Source organism: Mesorhizobium sp. Pch-S, from assembly GCF_004136315.1.
In the GTDB taxonomy this organism is placed as follows: domain Bacteria; phylum Pseudomonadota; class Alphaproteobacteria; order Rhizobiales; family Rhizobiaceae; genus Mesorhizobium.
The window spans coordinates 3,458,254-3,476,665 of sequence record NZ_CP029562.1 but is presented as its reverse complement, the minus strand read 5'-3'; the positions used below and the strand labels follow the sequence as shown (position 1 = coordinate 3,476,665).

At 62.9% G+C, this 18,412-nt stretch carries 8 protein-coding genes; 2 read left to right on the top strand and 6 right to left on the bottom strand.

Annotation, left to right across the window (positions count from 1 at the left end; all coding sequences use genetic code 11):
- Positions 1–754: 754 nt before the first annotated feature.
- From C1M53_RS31750 to C1M53_RS16275, 5 genes are all read right to left on the bottom strand, one after another.
- Positions 755–3,853, bottom strand: coding sequence for a filamentous haemagglutinin family protein (locus C1M53_RS31750; RefSeq protein WP_165357999.1), 3,099 nt, complete (start codon positions 3,851–3,853; stop codon positions 755–757).
- A gap of 50 nt (positions 3,854–3,903) precedes the next feature.
- Positions 3,904–13,578: a filamentous hemagglutinin N-terminal domain-containing protein gene (locus C1M53_RS16290; protein WP_245488175.1), complete on the bottom strand. Its 9,675-nt coding sequence runs from the start codon at positions 13,576–13,578 to the stop codon at positions 3,904–3,906.
- A 156-nt stretch (positions 13,579–13,734) separates the two neighbouring features.
- The gene (locus C1M53_RS16285) at positions 13,735–14,715 is read right to left on the bottom strand and encodes a DUF4880 domain-containing protein (RefSeq protein ID WP_129413181.1); all 981 of its coding nucleotides are present in this window, start codon (positions 14,713–14,715) and stop codon (positions 13,735–13,737) included.
- 44 nt (positions 14,716–14,759) lie between these two features.
- Positions 14,760–15,326: a sigma-70 family RNA polymerase sigma factor gene (locus C1M53_RS16280; RefSeq protein ID WP_245488173.1), complete on the bottom strand. Its 567-nt coding sequence runs from the start codon at positions 15,324–15,326 to the stop codon at positions 14,760–14,762.
- A gap of 21 nt (positions 15,327–15,347) precedes the next feature.
- Complete coding sequence (locus C1M53_RS16275) at positions 15,348–15,986, bottom strand: STN domain-containing protein (protein WP_129413180.1); 639 nt, start codon at positions 15,984–15,986, stop codon at positions 15,348–15,350.
- A gap of 526 nt (positions 15,987–16,512) precedes the next feature.
- On the opposite strand from C1M53_RS16275, the gene C1M53_RS16270 reads away from it, so the two are divergent.
- Together C1M53_RS16270 and C1M53_RS16265 are read left to right on the top strand one after the other, a co-directional pair.
- Positions 16,513–17,229, top strand: coding sequence for a serine protease (locus C1M53_RS16270; RefSeq protein ID WP_129413179.1), 717 nt, complete (start codon positions 16,513–16,515; stop codon positions 17,227–17,229).
- 96 nt (positions 17,230–17,325) lie between these two features.
- A complete protein-coding gene (locus C1M53_RS16265) occupies positions 17,326–17,733 on the top strand; it encodes a hypothetical protein (RefSeq protein ID WP_245488172.1) in 408 nt (135 codons plus the stop codon).
- 237 nt (positions 17,734–17,970) lie between these two features.
- Here C1M53_RS16265 and C1M53_RS32170 read toward each other — a convergent pair whose 3' ends face one another.
- The gene (locus C1M53_RS32170) at positions 17,971–18,348 is read right to left on the bottom strand and encodes a hypothetical protein (protein ID WP_245488171.1); all 378 of its coding nucleotides are present in this window, start codon (positions 18,346–18,348) and stop codon (positions 17,971–17,973) included.
- Between the last annotated feature and the right edge of the window lie 64 nt (positions 18,349–18,412).

Sequence of the window (18,412 nt, the reverse complement as noted above, 5' to 3'; positions counted from 1 at the left end):
AACCAGCCGCCAGATCGTGAGCCCGGATCCGACCGCGTCGCGATCGGCCGAAGACGAGACACGCTTCGGAAAGGGCGGCCTGAAGCGTGAATTGCCGGCAGCAGCCCCCATCCCTTTCGGGAAATTGGCACGCTCGCATTTGTTTCTGGTCGAAGAGGTGAGTTACCAGTTTACGAAACTCGTATCCTCAGCTGTCAGGATCAATCGGCATGACACAATCGCAAGCGCCACGCCGATCAGCTTTCAGATCTATTCGTCAAAATCCTTGTACATCTCACCGTACGAGCAGATTTTCTGGCCCGCCACCGAACAGATATTCCCCCTGGATACTGCGCTTGGACGGATCCGGTCGCGAAATTATCTCCAGGATCTTGAGAGGCCGCACGCAACCCTCGACAAGGTCCTGTTTCGTAGACACGCGAGAAGACGCGAACCCGCCAAAAATTCGCACCAACATGACGTCGTTGCGAGGGGGCTTGCAGGATGCATCCCTGCACTGGTTTTGGGATGGCGAAAACAGTGTCTCCGCCACGGCGCCCTTCCAGATCGCTGCACGCGGCCGAAGCGTGGCCGCGCAGGCACGGCCACCATCACGAGCCATCACCGGCTGCAAGAGGCCAGGGCGAGGTGCCACCCATCACCGCAATCCAGCATAACGGCAGCCGGCATGAGACTTTAAGGCGCGGCGCCGAGAGAGCGTACGGCGGCTGCTTGCCTCCGCCGTACGCTCGTAATCTTCAAGGGTGTCGGATCGTCACTGCCCGGCAGCGTGACGACGTTCTGCGATCAATTGGCGAGCCTGGTCCGTGGTCATTTCACCTGCACCCAGGACCTGGTAGGCACTGTCCGGATTCTGGCTGCCTGGTTGACTGGCGGCAGCACTGCGCCGACGTCGTTCTTTCTGATCCTCGGGTTCGTCTCCGTTTCCCCCGCCACCGAAACCAAGTACCTCGACGATGATGATGGATGGCTGCTCGCTGGCTCCTGATTGGGCCGGATTGGCCGCAGCCTTCGAGGCCGAGCCAGCCACGTTCCCGGCTTCGGTCAGGCCGCCTATGTTCGGTGCCACGACCTGCGGCACGCCGGTCACCGTACCCTGGCCCTGGATGTTGGCCGCATTGACGATGTGCAAGGCAGCAACGTTCACATTGCCGGAAAACCGGATGCCTGCCTCACCAGCGTCGATGGTGCCGAGCGGCGCAACCAGGTCGACATCGCCGGGTTTCACTTCCGGGATCGGGTTCAGCGTCGCAATGCCTGCCCCCGACGACGGCGCCTGCGGCGACAACGTGACATTGCCGTAGTTGTCGGTGACGCGCTTCGGCGGCGTGTAGAGCACACTCGTCTTCGAGCCGCGGCCGGCGTTGATGTCACCCTCCGTCGACCAGGCCAGGATGCTTCCGCCGAAGGTCGTCATGATGCGCGACAGACCGAGGAGGACGCTGCCATTGCTGTAGAGCTGGATATCGCCGGAACCTTGGGTCACCAATCCCGACGAGGCTGGCGGCACCTGTCCTTCGACACCGATGATGGTGCGCCCACCCGGCGTCAACATCTGAATGCCGCCGCCAAACAGCGTTCGCACGCCGGAGCCGCCGAACATCGTGATATCGCCGGCGCGCACGATGAGATTGCCGTCGGCATCCTTGTCCGGGAACAGCGCCGCGATCACGTTGCGGCCGCGCAGGTAGGAACCATGACGCGAGCTATCCGGGTTGTTGTACTCGCGCCCACCTTCGCGCAGTTCCGCAAAATACACTTGCCGGAGGAAGATGCGCTGCTGCTCCGGGGCGAGCGTGGCGAAACGAGATCGCGCCTCTTCGACCGTGCCTTCGAAACCGTCACGCTCCTTCAGCCACGCGGCCAGCTCCTTCTCGTAGGTCTTGGCCACTTTGCCCGGCTGATCGGCGAGGGGCGTGCCCGTCAATGCGAGCTTTGCCGGATCGAGATAGAGCGACGCCAGTTTCGCATAGTCCGACCCGTTCACACCGATGCCGGCCTGCATCAAGATGCTCGCGCCGGGACGCGTGTCGCCGATGGCGATCGATCCGATGCTGGTAATCGAACCCTTGTCGGCCTGATAAAGATTGCGGCCCGCTGAGACTTCCAGCGTGCCGGGACCCGCTATATCGAAATTGGCATAGACGATGTCGCGCGCCGCGGAGACGATCGACACGTCATTCGGATTGCTGTGCACGATCAGGTTGCCGCGTGACGTCCACCCCAAGGGCCCCGTCAAGAAGACGTCGGGGGCGAGACCAGCTCCGACGATATCCCGGCCGGCGCGTACCCTGACGGGAGCCCCAGCGTTGTACCAAGTCTGGATTGAAAGAGCGTACTTCAGCGTTTCGCCCGTGCGCAGACCAACGACGTCGCCGTCACGAGCATAAAAGCGAATGGGATCGGCGTCCGGGGCCCGACCGGCGCCGAGCGCCGCAGTGTTCGGTCCGAAGACAAACAGCGACAACGGCACCGGATCGTTCTGCTCGTCGACAATGCCATTGACTGCCCCATTGGTCACCTTGATGCGTCCCGTGGGGTCAACATTGCGTCCCATGAAGGCCGGATTGAAGGGCGTCGGCAACGCCACACCGGAACCGGACAGGCTGAACGAGTACTGCCCGCCATAGATCGAGTCCCGGGCCAGCATCTCCAGCGCACCATGCGCAGACGGAGCAAGGGTCACGAAGGGATATACCTGCGAAGCGTCGTCTCGCATGAACGGCAATGCATTGACGCCGTAATACATGCTGCCGCCTAACGCCGCCGCGCGCAGGATCGACGGATAGGTGAACGATCCGTCCGCCGCATTTTGATCGCTGGTCTGTTGACCGTTTTCTGACGCCGAGGTGCTGGGCGTGAGATTGCCGCCGGCAGAGATCAGATTGATCGCGGTATGATCGGTCCAGAGCGAGAACCAGCTCTGTCCCGTATCGTTCTCCCCACCGGCAGAGACGGCAGATCGGTTCGGCGACTGCGAGCGCCCCGGATCGCCGGCACCGCCAAGGACGAGGTCGCCCAAGGTTTCGAGATAAACCGCAGAATCTCCAGGCACCAATGTAATACCGGAGCGTGCATCCGAGGACGTCGCCCTGAAGGGGTCGATACCGCGCGGATCGAAGGCATCGTTAAGGCCGTTACCCGATCGATAAATCAGCTTGATACCGCCGATCGATTCCGCAGCCAGGTGCAAAGTGCCGCGCAGGTTCACCAGCGCACCGGGGAGCGCTTGAATTTCCTTGTAGTTCGTGAGCGCCAGATTCGGATTGAGCATACCGGCGATGCGCATGTCGATGTCGCCACCGCCGGTCAGCGTCAGCGATCCATCGGTGCCGACACGGCCGGTGCTGCCGACAGCGACGATCAAGCCCTGACTTCGATGCCCACCAAAGATAGCTTCTTCGCCGCGAAGACCAATCGTGCCAGCTTCGCCGCCGACGCGGATCGCGACATTGCCGCCGCCCAGCGCGCCGATGCCGGTGAAGCCGAGCAGATCGGGGCGGCCAGTGGCGGTATTGGCCGTATAGGTGCCGAAATTAATCCACCAGGAGGTCGGGATCGTTGCGTCGACCGCCGTCGTGCCTGTGCCCTGCCGCCACAGCCAGTTGCCGGTGATGACGTTCGACGGCCCCATGCCATGCGTGACGTCGCCAACCAGATTGCCGCCTGCCGCAATCAGCACGTTACCACCCTGGCCGGGATACCACGCCCGATAGGTTGAAAGCGCGGCGTCATAACCAACTGCGTTTGCGCCGAGGATCGTACCGTCAGTCAGAAGGCTGCGTGCGCGGTTATAGGTTGGATCGACCGACGTCGCCGTGCCCGCGGTGTAGACGCCATAGAGCGACTCCATCCGGATGTCGCCAGCGGCAATGAGATCAAGATCGCCGGTGCCCGTACGTATCACACTGAAGGACGGCGCGAGCGGCACGCTGGGTCCCGGCGCCCCATCGATGCATTGGCCAGCATCCATGCATGCCCATAACCATTCTTGTGGAACCGGAGTGTTCGGTTCCCCTTCCCACCAATTCCCAGGAGCCCAGAGTTTTTCGGCGGGTCCAGGGGTCGTCGTGTAATGCGTATCAGCGAGCTTGATTGCCCCGGTGGACGCGGGATTGAGCGCACGCCGGGCCGCCGATCCGAGATCGGCACCGGCGACAAGCCCCATCGACCACGACGTCGCGCCAGCACCCAGCATCGGCGCCACGGCCAGTTCTGTCCCTGCTTGCCGCCCGTTGGACTGCGCAGATCGATCGATTGGCCGCCTGCGAGCTTCACATCGGTCATCGACGGGATCAGCGCCCCGGCCGCGAGCGCCAGCGATGAAGTCGATGTCATATCCACCGGCAGCGGAACGCCCTTCGGCCAGGTCAACGCCGCGATCCTGGTGTCACTGCGCAGCACCGTACCCGCGCCGAGTTGCATGCCTGCGGTCAGCGTTACCGCAGTTGGCAGGATCGTGCCGGCGGAATAGGCCACGCTGCCATCCGCGTTATAGATGGTAGCACCAACCACGCTGCCGGCCGGCAGACTGAGTGGACCATCCAGGGTTGCCCGTACCGGCAGCACCGTGCCGGCCGGGAGAGGGATCACCGTGAACTGCGGATCGGATTCGGTCGGCGGCCTGCCGAACCTGGCCGGCAGGTCGTAATTGAGCGTGGCGCCCTTCTTGAAAACCGTATCCGCTTCGAGCGTGACAGCGATCGGAAGGACGAGATCGCCGCCATAGAGCACCACGCCGTTGGTGAGCACCCAACCATTGTCATCGGGCGTGGCCGCGGGCGGCGCGAAACCGTCATTGATGGAGCCGCGGATATTGAGGTTGCCGGCGGCACGGACCGTCAGCACGCCGGGTTCACCGAAACCGCGCAGCGCGGAATTTGCTTGCGGCCCGTAGCGATAGCCCGAGAGATCGAGATCGCCCGCGATGGTGAGATCGCCATTCGGATTGTCGGCACTCGTCTTGCTGATTATCTCGACGCCAGGCCGCAGGCGATAGTTGCCGAGTCCTGCGAGCCTGGCGCTCAACGTGTTGTTGGCCAGCGCTGCGTTGACGAAGGCCTTGTTATGCGGATCGATACCGCCACTGATAATAATCGTGCTGTTGTTGGGATCCCTGATCCCGTCAAGATAGGCCTGCGTAATTTCCTGCGACTTGTGGCCGGTAACATCCGGCGCATTCGTCAGCGGCGCATCGTCATAAATACGAAAGGCATTGACCGCGATCGTCTTCGCGCCGTGGATGACAGGCGTACCCAGCACATTGACCGCCACATCATTGGCGCCGTTGCCGGCACTGTCGATGCCGCCTTGCCCACCGCTGCCACCGAGACGCCGTGCGTTGAGATCGAGCGTGCCGTGGGCGGCACCGTCGTTCTGTCCACGGTCGGCGCCCATCGCGACACTTGTGCCCGCGCGCAGGTCGAACACGGCATTGCTGCCGGTCGTCAGCGTGCCCTTGCGTGACGTCACATCGATGACCGCGCGATTGGGGCTATCGATGATCTTGCCGTAGCTGTCGAAGCGCATGCCGGTGCCATGCGCATCGAGTGTGCCGTTGATCGTCAGATCGCCCATCGCCGCAAGGCGGATGTTGCCAACCTGGAAGCCGCTCGCATCGATGGTGCCGTTGACGGTCAGATCGCCACCGTCGAGCGTGATCTCGACATTGCGGGCCTTGACTTCGTCGCCGACAACCAGGTCGCCCTGCTTGATCTGGAATCTGCGCGCACCTGACACGATGCCGGTGTTGAGCCGCGTGTTCAATCCCGCGAAATCGACGAGCGTTTGCGCCCGCACGGTGAGTTCAGCCGCATCGTAAGGCACCATCGTGCCGCCTGCGTCGTACAGGCCGCTTGCCGAACCGAGAATGGTGCCGCCGAGATCGACATGACCGGCACCGGTGCCAAGCGCCGCTACCGTCATCGTGCCGCCGCGGTTGTACCGCGCCGACAGGTCAATCACCGATCCGCTTGCCTGGTTGATATTCCCGGCGCTGCTGGTCAGAACCAGATCGCCGCCCCAGCTGTACTTGGTGACGTCGAACATCTGCACCGCGCGCCCGGACAGATCGATACGCGAGGCATTGCCAAGTACAAGATCGCCTGCTGCTGTCAAAACGAGCTTGCCCGAGGGCAGCACAACACGAGTATCGACCTTGACGTTGGTCCCCGTCAGCTTGAGCTGAGCGCCCAGCGCATCAATTTTCGGCATGGCGGCACTGCCTGCCCCGGCAACGAGGACATCACCACCCGCCGTAATGGTGTTGACCGAACCTGCTTCGCCCGTAAACAGCGGCGTTGTGAACGTCAGATTGCCACCGGTGTGTTGATAACCAGTCGTAGGAACATAGGCGCCCTGCTTGTGATAGACGCCAAGGGTTCCTTTGCCGTTCGACGTGATGCGCTCGCTGGCGGCGATGTTGACGTTGGTGAAGCCGAGCGCGAGGCGGTTATCGACGACGGTGCTACTTGGCCGGGAATTCGGAGCATAGCCGAACACGACGCGCTGTGCCGCGATGTCGAGCTTGCCGTCGCCAAGAATGTCGACCATCGCCGCGCCCGGCGCTGTCGCCGAGCCGGTCCAGATGAACTCGCCGGCGCGGATCGTCGCTACATCGCCGGATGCACCATAGCCGTAGATCGCAGGCGTTCCGAGCACCAGACGTCCGACCTTCGACGCGTCGAGATTGACGCTGCCGAAAATGTTCACTGCGTCCCGTGCATTGAGCACCAGCGTTTCCAGCGCCGGCGCCCCGGTCGCGGTGTTGCCCGCAAGCAGTTGCGCGAGCAGGCCCTGGTTGAGCGCCAGACCGGTAGGCAAATGTCCCGATGCCGCGGCCGCCGCGAGACTCGCCTCCTCGCCGAGATTGATCGCCGATAGGCCAAGCACGAGATTGCGCGTGCCGTAGGAGACGTTGCTCGCGATGCTGAACGCGCCGGGTGTCGATACGGCGATGGTCCCCTCGGAAACCAGTGTCGTGGTGCGGCCGCAGTTTACGGTGACGCAGCCACCGACCGTGATGTTTTGCCCGGTTCCCGAGCCGGCCGTGGATGATTGCAGCAGATTGATCCAGCCGTTGGACAGCGCCAGCACGCCACCTTCAGCGATGAAGACGAGGCCGTCGCTGGAATCGTAGCTACCTCGGCCACGACCGACCGTGCTGATCGATGCGCCTTCCTCGATAGTGCCGCTGCCCAGAATCACTTCAGCGCCCGCAATTCTGGCGCCACTGCGGACAATGAGATTACCACCACCCACGATGGTGGCGAAGCGGCCCAGTTGGCCGTACTGCGTGTAGATCAAGCCATTCAGCATCAGCCGCGGTGCGTCGAGCTTGCTGAGGTCATCGGCATAAACGGATGCGTATTGAAGGCTGGGATCGGCCCCCTGGCCTGCAGCGAGGATTTCGCCGAGACCGCGAACATTGACGGTGCCGCCGAAACCATTGCTGCCGGGTGCAGCACCGATACGCAAATCGCCGTCGAAGCGGAGTTGCGAGCGATCGTCGATAGCCACCGGCCTGGCCATCAAGATGTCCAGCGTCTTCGCATCGACCGTCAGCATCGCACGCGGTACACCGACGCGCATCGCATCCGCCAGCACAAAGGCGTTGTAGCCCATCTCGTTGTAGGCGGACTGCGTGCGAACCGTCGCGGCCGGGGTGATGATCACCTGGTTGGGCAACGACGCACGAATGGACGTGTTGGCGACGCCGAGAGTACCGGCGGCACTCCAGGAGCCGTTACCGATGGCCGTTGCACTCGCAAGAGCCCCAGCGCCCAAGAGATTGGCCGATTTGCCCGCGCCGATCTCGATGCGGAACGCGCCGGGCAGCAACGCGTAGCTGGACGGCATCAGCATGTAGGTGCCGGCCGGCAGGCCCGGCACGCCGCCGGTAATGGTGATCTGCTGACCGATGAGCGGCGCGCCAAATCCCACCTCCTGCACCGCAGGCGCATACCCCCCCGCGCGGCTCGGCACGATCGCGTAAATCGCGTTGCCTCCGCTGCTGTATTTGTAGCCCGGATTGGAATTGATCAGTGGCGTGGTCAGGACATCGACCGAGCCACCCCGGCCCGACACGAAGCTCGCACCGGTGAGTTCACCACCACCCGACAGGTCGAGAACCGCACCAGCCCCGACGTTCAGGTGAGTGGTGGAAAGCCGAATGCCGCGCTTGAGATCGTAACCGGCCATACCGCCGACGCCGTCGAGCACGATCGTGTTTCCGTTATAGCGATAGACGAGACCATCGATGGTCCCGCCGTAAGGCATCACCAGCCCGGCGCCGCTCACCGAGGTGATGCTGCCTGGCAAGAGGTTAACCGCATCGGCTTGCGCCTGACCGCCACGGGCAATCGTGCCAAGTTGCACCGCGCCGAACGGCGCGCGCACCACGCCGCCCTGATTGACGGTTTCCGCGCCGAGATAGAGAAAGCCAAAAGCCGAATACGGCATGTCGGGGACGTCACCGTAACGCCGGATGGTGAGCACACTGCCGCTCAGGAAGTTGTCGATTTCCGTGAAGCCGGCAACGATCTGTGCCCCCACGCCAGTTGCCGGATAGATTTGCGCGGCGGTCAGCCTGATATCCCGGAGCGTAGCGAGTTCGGTGGTAATCGCACCTGACAAGCCGCGCGACGGCATGCCCGCGAGCAGCCGGATATCACCACGGCTGGTGAGGTCGACCAGTCCGAAGCCACGGCGATCGACGGTGTAGAGCGACGTCCTGGTATCGACTTCCTTGTGCGTGCCAAATCCGACGCGATCGCGAATTTCGATCAGATCGGCGGCGACCGAGAACATCGCATCACCGGTCTGTTGCGACGGAGCATCCCTCCAAGTCACAGCGGGAAATGTAAAGCCATCTCCGCCGAGACGAGTGGTGCCAGCCAGCCTCACATAAGGCGCTGACAGCGACACCTGTGTTTGCGCACCTGTATTTTCGCCGGCAGCAAATGTGCCGGCATAGAGCCGCAGGCTCTGCCTCATCGCCAGCGTCACGTTCCCATCGAAGGACAGTGGCCCGTCGGCCAGCAGCGAGAGACTATCGAAGCCACCGTGCTGAATGCGATCGGCGCCGAGCCGCGCGGTACCGACCACAAGACCGGCCTTGGCCTCCGCCATCGATGCCGCGCCTGCGATTGCGCTGGCGCCCTGGACATTGGCGATGACGAACTCGCGATGCCGCAACACATCCCCGGATGTTGTTACCGTCGGATATGCCGGTGTTTCCAGTGCCAGCCCCAGCATTCCACCGGCGGCGTTCATGCCACCCGCTGCCGCCCGCAGTGTGCCGTCGAGATAAAGCCCGACGCTGGACTTGACAACGATCGTGCCGCCGTCACCGGCGACGTTGAGGGGCGCACTGTGGCTCCCAAGGCCAGGCACGGGAATATCGAGCCCCGCGCTTGTGCCCGACGCATCGAGTACCGCGCCGGGGCGGATGACGACGAAGGCGTGCGGCGCATTGGATTCGCCCTTTTCCTCCCAGTCCATCGCGCCGCCGATCAGGATCGAGCCGCCCTTGCCGACAACGCCATAGGTCTGGCCACGCGTGTTCGTCGCCGTCACGGCACGCGCCGCGACATCGAGCACGGCGTGATCGCCGATCCAGATCAAGCCGGCTTTGTTCGTCGCGGCACTGCTCCCCGTCAAGGTGATGGCGCCACCCGGGGCGGTCAGCGTGCCATTGATCGTGATGTCGGTTCCCTGCAGGTTGATCGATTGACCGGCATCGACCCGGACCGACGCGCCTGCGCGAATGTCGATCGGGCCCATTGTCGTCATCAACCCGGCTTCACCGATCGTGGAGCGCAGGACGACGCTCGCACCGCCACGCTGGGTCAGACTGCTGTTGCGGGCGTCTTCGGTCCATTCCGGCGGCGTCGAGATGTTCAGGGCGCGGGAGGTCTTGTCACCGGTCGCGATGTTGAAAGCCGTATCCGTCAAGCGATAGACCGGCATCGCGACGTCAAGCCCGATACCTTCTGCGACGACAAGCCCGTGGCGCCCGTTCACGTCGTAACTGGAGAAGCCTGTTTGGAACAGCGACGACTGGATCGTCGCGTTGGGTGCGACCGTGACGGCCCGGGTCAGGCTGATACCGGCTGGAATCACGGTGCCTTTGGGCACCGCGAAATCCACCAACGAGACATCACCCGGATTCAACATCTCGGATTTCGGGGTTCGAAGGCTTATGCCGTTGGGAAACACGTTGCCTTCCACGACATAACTCTTGGGAAAGGAATCCCGAACCCCAAAGCCACTGATCACCGTTCCGGCAGGAATGACTGAAATCGGCTGATCTGAGAAAACATATACCCACGCGCCGCCGATGTTGAGGTTATAATATCCCGAGCTTGGACGTGGCGGTGTCCAGTCGGCCGCAAGCGTTAGCCCTTCAAGTACAGGCGTCCCGCCAAGTCTTTCGCCCGGCTTAACGAGACTGACCGAGTAAGTGTAACTGACGGGCAGGATATCCCCCGTCTTGACGAGATAGTCTTCGGCCAGCACGACATCGGCGGATGTTTTCTCGCCCGCGCCCAGCATACCGTCCGTCGCGAGTACCTTGCCGCCAATCCCGATCGCCGTGCCGGATTCGATCCGGAGCGTGCCGCCGCCGCTCATGCCGTAGCCGCGGATGTTGCCGTTGAGGGTCAAGAGACCGTCCGGCTGGATTTGCGAATTCTCCTGGTCCGCGATCAGGGTGACGTCGCCGCCGCGGCCACCTTTGGTCTTGCCGGTTGCGAGGATGGCGCCGCCCGACGAGACGTCGATCACGCTGCCAGTCTTCAGCGTCACGTCATGGGTCGATCGAAGGGTGATCGCGCCGCCGTTGAGATAGGCGAGCTTGTTGCTATCATCCCTGTTCAGCAGCGCGTTGACCCACAACCCGCGCAGATCAAGCATGGCACCGTCATGCAGGTTGATCGACGACACGCCATTCTTGACCAGAACCATCGCGTTGCCGCGATCACCACCGCCCTTGAAATAATTGTCCACGGTGAGCGAACCGCCGCGCGCGGTGATGTCGGCCTTGATATCGACGGCGGCGGCGTTGAAGTTGATCTGCGCCCCATCGGCCAGCGTCAACGGACGTTCGATGCTGATCGTATCTTTTGTGCCGACGTCGAGCCCGCCGAGACCTTGTTTGTTCAGATGACCGGCGTCGAACCAGACGGTGCCAGCACGCGCCGAAGGCAGCGCATCGCCGGCGGAGAGGCGCGCGGTGATTGCTGCCACATCGCCGAACCTGATATCCGAATTGAACAGGCCACTGCCGTTTACAAGGCCATAGGCGCCGACATGCAGCTGTCCGTTGAGCGCGACCTGGTTCTGCCCGGCCTTGTATCCGTCGGTGACGCCGACAGGCCGTGCGTTGATTTGACGATCGCCGACGACGACGTCGGCAAGGATCCTGCCTTCGAAGATCGAGGTCGGGGTCGAGAGGACGAGTTTGCCGGCATCCCGCCCGACGGTGTAGCCATCCTCCCAGCGTACGTTCTCGCGGCCGCGGCCGAACGGGCTGGTCCACACCTCGGTGATGCCCCAGCGCTTGTGTTCGCGGATCCAGCCCTGGCCAAGGCCGTAGAACCTCATGTCGGCGCGCGCGTTGTTGATGTTGTAGGGACGACCGTCGGCGCCGAGCAGATTTGTGGTGACGATGTTGCCGCCGGCATATTTGATCGAGCCGCCGGAGATGTCGAAGATGGAACCTTGCTGCGCGACGACTTCCGGCGCTGACAGCGTGATGGTGCCGCCAACCGCGCTCCATTCGCCAATCTTGTGCGCGGTGTTGGCGAGATAGCCACCGACCTCGAGCAGCCCGCCAGGCGTGTAGTAGCGGTCGCTGCCATAGCCGCCGGTGCCCTTCGGCACGAAGATCAGATCGCGGAGATCGATCCAGACATTGGCGTTCTTCAGATAGTTCTGGTCGCGGTTGAGCGGTGAGTCCCGCAGCTCGTTACCCTGGATATTGACCTTGAGGTTGTTGGCCGACATCGCCAGCGTCACGTCGCGCACGCCGGACACGTCGATCACCGAGCCGCTCTCGGTGAAGACGCGATTGCCGGCCGAGACCGCGACCTGGCCGCCCTGTGCAATCGCCAGCGAACCGCCCTTGAAGATGGCGTTGTCGCCGGTGACGATCTCGATGCGCGATTGATCCATGCGGTCCGTGAGCTTCGACAGATTGTCGAACGCCCCGAAGGTTGCGCTCGACCGCGCGGTGTTTTGCGTGGCGGACGCGGCGATCAGCGCATCGCGCTGGCTGTTGAGCGCGGTCTCGGTGCTGTCGAGTTCGGGAATGATCGTCGAGACGCTCTCGGCGCCGAGGGTGACACTTCCCGACGTATCCGTCGCGGAGTTCAGAAGATGGATGGTGCCGCGGCTGTTGACCGAGGTGGTCGAGACCAGGATGCCGTTTTGCGCGATGGTGCGGCCTGCCAGCGTGATGTCGCCCTGCCGGGAGAAGATCAGACCATTGTTGGCGACACTACCCGCGCGGCTTCCCGCGCGGACGATCGGCGCGATCTCGTTGCCGCGCGTGGTCGAGAATGTATTGACGTCCGTACCGACACCGCGGCGCAGGATGAAGTCGTCGCCGGCGGCCAACTGCGTCTGCCCAAGCGGCGTGGAGATGCTGCCCGCATTGTGAACCTCACCGCCCATCATGAGCACGAAGCCACCGCCATCGGTGACGGTCGCTGGTGCACGCGTGGAGATCACCGCGCCAGCCTTGACCTCGACCTTGCCAGCACCTTCACGCAGGCCCAACAGCGCCGCTGCGTCGGTGAAGCTTGGGGTCCAGATCGCTCCCGTCTGCGCCGAATAGATGCCCTTCAGGAGTTGCTCGTTCGACATCTTCGCGGTCGAGGCGATCAGCGCACCGACATTGACCTGCGATGCGCCGCCGAAAACGATGCCGTTCTGGTTGATGATGTAGACCTGCCCCCTAGCATTGATGCTGCCGAGGATCTGGCTCGGTTTTTCGTCCGTGCCGAGCACGCGGTTCAGCGCCACCCAATTGCTGGCGTCCTGCTTGAAGTTCACATCGGTCTTGCCGCCGACGTGAAACGTGTCCCAGGTCAGGATAGCCTTCTGCTGGTTCTGCTTGATGTCGACGGTGACGCGATCGCCATCAGTGAATTCCGTAGGCAGATCGGCACCCTGCCACAGTTGCTTGTTGACGGCTCCGTTCGGACCGAGAACGGCAGTGCCAATCTGCAGGCCACCGGGCCGCAGACCATTCGGCACGACGTTCGGCATAGCCTGCAGCGCTGCCCGCGCTGCTTCGCGGGCTGCCAACTGGCTCGCCTGCATGCTCTGGATGGAGAGCGTCGCCCGTTTCAGCGCGTTGGAGTTCTCGCGCGCCGCGCGCGCTGCTTCCTGCGATCCGGACTGCGCAGCAGCAAGCGCTGCCGCAGACGGCGCAGGCGCCAAGCCGCCAAGCTCGCGGGCCAGCGCCTGCGGACCCGACAGCCACAACGCGGCCAGGCTGACGCCGGCCAGCAGGGCGGTATAGCGGATGTTGCGCTGCATGGAGACGGGCTGGGCGGCTGGGTCGACGGACATGGGGCTCTCACGGGAACGGAGGAAACGCAGAGACCGGCATCGCCATCCTGGCGTCGCGGTCCCTGCCTAGATCCTTGTCGAAGGCCGAGACCGAAAAAAAACTTCAACTCATCCGGCTTTCACCCCAAAGCCCGACAAAAAGCTCGCCGCGCCTGCTCAGCCAAGCAGGACGATGCCCCCAGGCAAGGACGTTACTGATGCCCCGAAGATCTGCTGGATCTGCGCAACGACGCCGTCGACATTTGCGATGTGGAACCGGGCGTTGAACAACCGGCGCCCCAATGCCGCACTGGTGATGATGATGACACCGGATCGGTAGCGATTGATCTCGGCGACAGCCTCATCGAGGGGCGTCGATTGGAACACCAGCATACCGTCCTTCCAGGCTGTCACCGCAACCGGATCCACTTTTGCCACAGCCCTCAAACCGTTCGGGGAATAGACAACCTGCTCGCCGGGACGAAGCCGGACAGAACGATCGCCACAGGCGACATCGAGTGCGCCACTGACACAGGTCGTGGAGACGATGCCGCGTTCATAGCGCATGTTGAAGACCGCATCGGCCGTGACGACACGGCCCTCGCCGGCGATTACTTCAACGTTCATCCCGGCGCGCGTCGAGATCGCCGCCTCACCGCCAAGCAACTCCAGGCGTTCGGCACCGTCAGAAGATGGTCTCAGGGCAATGCTGCTGCGCGTGTTCAGTTCGACCGACGGGCCTCCGGCAAGCACGAGACTGCGCTGTTCGCCCGGAGCCGTCCGATAATCGGCGGCAAGTTCCGACAGTGATGGCCAGAGGCCAAACGGCGGCTGCGCGGCGAGGTAGGCTGCCGCGGCGGCTGACGCGGCTAGCGCGCCGCCAAGAAATGCACGGCGGCCGACAAGCCTGTTTGATCTTGAAACATGCGCGTCCTGCCGGCTCTTCAGCAGATCACTCGCGGGACCGATAGTTTCCCAAAGCTGGCAGGCGCGCGCGAACGCTTCTTTGTGAACAGGGTCGCGCGCCGACCAGTCCCTGAAAGCCTGGAGATCGGCGGCGGTGGCATTGCCACCCGTGAAGCGCGTCATCCAGTCATGCGCTTCGCGATCCACTGGCGTCAGGAAAATCGCCGGGTTCTCGGGAACGTGCGTCGCCATCGTTTATCCACACCAAGCCCGGCATGGCTGCCTGCCACCGGACATCAGATCGGGTCCTCTTCTGCCTTAGATCCTTCTGAAGGCTTGGGACCGAATCTCCTTGTTACGTTTCGCTGCAGCCGTTGCGCACAATGGGCAAGCGCATGCTTCAATTCAATCTCGACAAGACGCTGCGAAACCCCCAGGCTCTCGGCAATTTCCCAGAGGGGAATCGAGTTCAAGCGCGAGGCGAGCAGGATGTCGCGGCGACGCGGCGTCAGTTCCGCCAATGCGCGGGCAAGTGCCTCGACCTCGGAGCGTGCGATGGCGGCACGTTCAGGGTCCGGCGCATTATCGACCAGACCGACCGCCATCTTGGCATCCGTGAGCGTAACAAAACGGTTCTCGGCACCCACGCGCTTCAAGGCGACGTTCGAAGCCATCTGCAACAGATAATGCTTCGGACTGCGCACATCCCCGACCGGGGCTGCATTGTCGATCCGCAGCCAGGTCTCGTGCAGTGCATCGCTGGCGAGGTCGACAGACCCGAAGCGTCGGCTGAGCCGCGCACGCAGTTCCTCGTAACCAAGCATAAAAGATCGCCGGAGCGTTTCACGGTTCGAACTGCTCACGATGAGCGCGCCTTGCACATCTCAGCGCACCGCCATCGTGGCGGGATCGGCGCATCCCGACGCCCCACCGTCAGCACGGGCAAGGATCGCCATTGTAATGGGCTGCGGCAAACCCGTTGGCGGCGAAACGCCAATCGACACCCCGCGCAGCGCTGCCGCGAACAGGTTTTCAAGCCGGCGATCGCCGGGAGCGTCGAGCAACTGTGCCCGCTGGACCAGTCCGGAGGGCCCGATCCATAACCGAAGCAGCAAGTCGGTTTTGCCCGGGCGGGTTTGCGGGCGCGCGCACAGGACCTGCGCCACGCGCGCCTGGATCGCGCCGAAGTACGCCTGATGGCCGGAATCTGCCACCCGCGACGGGGGCCGAGGTGCGATGGTAAAGCTGTTGGGACCGGTCGCTCGCGCGACGAGACCACTGCCGACCAGCAGTTCACGCAACGCCGCATCGGGCGCCAGAAGCCCTTCGACAGCTTTTGAGCGCCGGTCGATGACCAATTCGCCATCGTAGAAAAGCTCAACGCCCGATGTTGCGCTGTAGGCATCGAGCGCGGTCGCGAGCGGCTGGGCGGCGATCACGAAATCGACACTCGCCTGCGTCTGCGCAAGTGCCGCGCAACTCAGCATCGTCAACCCGAAGCCCATCACGAACGTATGGCGCAAGGATCGATCGGGTCCATTGGTACAGATGGTTCGCCAACGCAGTCTGGGCGAAGGCTTGCGGAAGGCTTCCCATAGCGAAAGCCTGCGAGGGCGAACGGCAACGCTTGCACCAAGATCGCCGGCCTCGCCGAACATGCTTCGAAGAGATGTCCAATCGCGACAGTTTCAGTTCGGCTCACTGCAAACTCGCCGCTAGCACACATCTCACCACCCGCCCGCGCCGTTCAGGTGGCCGTTCTAGCTTCGATGATGCCGGAGCGCCCTACCAAAATCCCGTGTCGGTGACACAGACAACGTCGTAGAGGCTAGCCGCCCAAGATTACCATTTCACGACAGAGAGCCGCTTGAGAGAATGCTAAACTCCACGCCGCCGACGGCCACACAGCCGCGTTCTCGTTCGCAATATCGGACTTTCCAGGTCGGGCTGAATTTCCTTGAAGGCTGAAGGACGACGTGCTTGCGCATTTGGCGGCGAGGCCATAAAGCGAACGGAATAAACAGTCCCCCTTCCAATTTTCCTGGTTCGATGATTTCGAGATCGCACAGTGACCGCCTGAAAGCTGTCCTGCTCGCCGCTTTTCTTGCGCTCGTCATCGGGCCGGTCGAGGCGCAGACGTCAAAGCCTCAGGAGCAGGCACCCGCCATCAACCGGCAATTGACCGGTACGGCCTTCTACGTTGACGAGACGGGCCACATGCTGACGGCACGCCACGCAGTGGAAAATTGCGCGCGTCTGATCATCACCAAGGAAAGTAAGCAGGTCGATGCACGCGTGGTCGCAGTGTCCGACCGCTACGATATCGCCCTCATCAAGACCCGCAGGACACAGGGGCTGGCGGCTGTGTTCCCACGCGCCAGCACGGCTGACATCGACGACATGATGTTCGCGGCCGGCTATGACGCATTGGCCGGCCTCCTGTCAGGCGGCGGCGTGCTCGCCAATGCCCGGGTGATCAGTTCATTCGGCGGCAGCGAAATGGGGCACCTCGTACTCGACTCGCCTGTCCGGTCCGGCGCCAGTGGCGCACCGGTGCTCGATCGCAACGGACTCGTGCAGGGCGTGGTCAGCCGCCGCACCATGATCAACCGGGTCCTGGCCGTCGGTGCGACGGAGGCCAGATCGTTCCTCGCCAGGCAGGGCGTGCATGTGCGCCAGGATGACAGACCACAGATCGCAGCGAACGGCTCACGCGCCCACCGTGCCGCATCGATATCGGCACGTGTCACCTGTCTGCAAAGATAGTGCTGCAGGCTGAGCGTCCATCGCCATTGGCCAACTGAAAGCCATTCCGACATGCCATCCCGCCACTTGACGTTGTCTCGCCGCACTGCCTTGCTCTTGGCCCTCCTTGCATGCGGACTTGGCGCGATCGGGATTTCAGGCACTCAGGCGCAGAAGCTCGACTACCGCAAGCCGAATGCGGCGCCACCTTCCTGGATGCAATTCGCTTCGCTGGTAAAGTTTCGTTTCGAGGAATGGGTCGCAAGCGATGACAGCATTGCCGCGCGGTTTCGGACCTATCTCAAGATCCACGCCGGCATGTCGGACGGACCGCCTTCCACGCTGACGGTGCGGGCCTGGATCAATCCGGACGGCAGTGTGGAGCGGGTGGCATTCACGGCGTTCAAGGACGAAGGAGCGACCAGGGACCTGCAGACCATTCTGACGCGCGGCAACATCGGCGAAGCCCCACCCCCGGAGATGCTTCAGCCAGTCAACCTGCGCTTTTCGCTCAGGGCCAGGTGACAATGGTGTGCGAGCGATCGCCGCTCGCGCTTCCAGCTGCCAGCACGCGACGCCAACGATCCGCACTCCCTGGCGCTCGATCAGATATGCAGAAGCGGTTCGGGGGCGAGACAGGTAACAGGGATGCGCCGGCTAAAGTGTTTCCGTTTTTCACGGAAACGCGGCGCCCCTAAGCTTTTATTTTCGCTACATTTTTGCAGCGCCTGGCGATTCCACTTGGCTACAAAATGCCCCGGATCATTGAGCCCCGAATGGTGAGGTGAAAACCGGCGGCGGCGGCCTGTAGGGAACGACGGAGTTCCCGAAGTTCTTGCCGTATTGCTGCTGAACGCCCGGGATACTGACCACGCCGACCTTGATGTCGGCGGAGCGCGCGTCGATGGGCGGCACATTGGCGCTTGGGTTGATACGATCGACCTGCCGCCGGAGCTTATCGTTGATGCAGTTGTAGGCGCGGTTCCCGCCGATCTCCACCTCGACACATCGGTCCACCGACGTCTCGGCCGGCGCGTCGCCACCGATCACGATCCGCGGCAGCTCCGTGTTCTGGGGATCCGCAAGAGTCGGTGCGACCGACACAATCATCGCGAGGGAAGCAAGCATCAAGCTACGCATGATATCTCCCGTCGGCCGTTGTTCGCGATCATTGGAAGTCTGCCGAAGGTACATCGTATCGCAT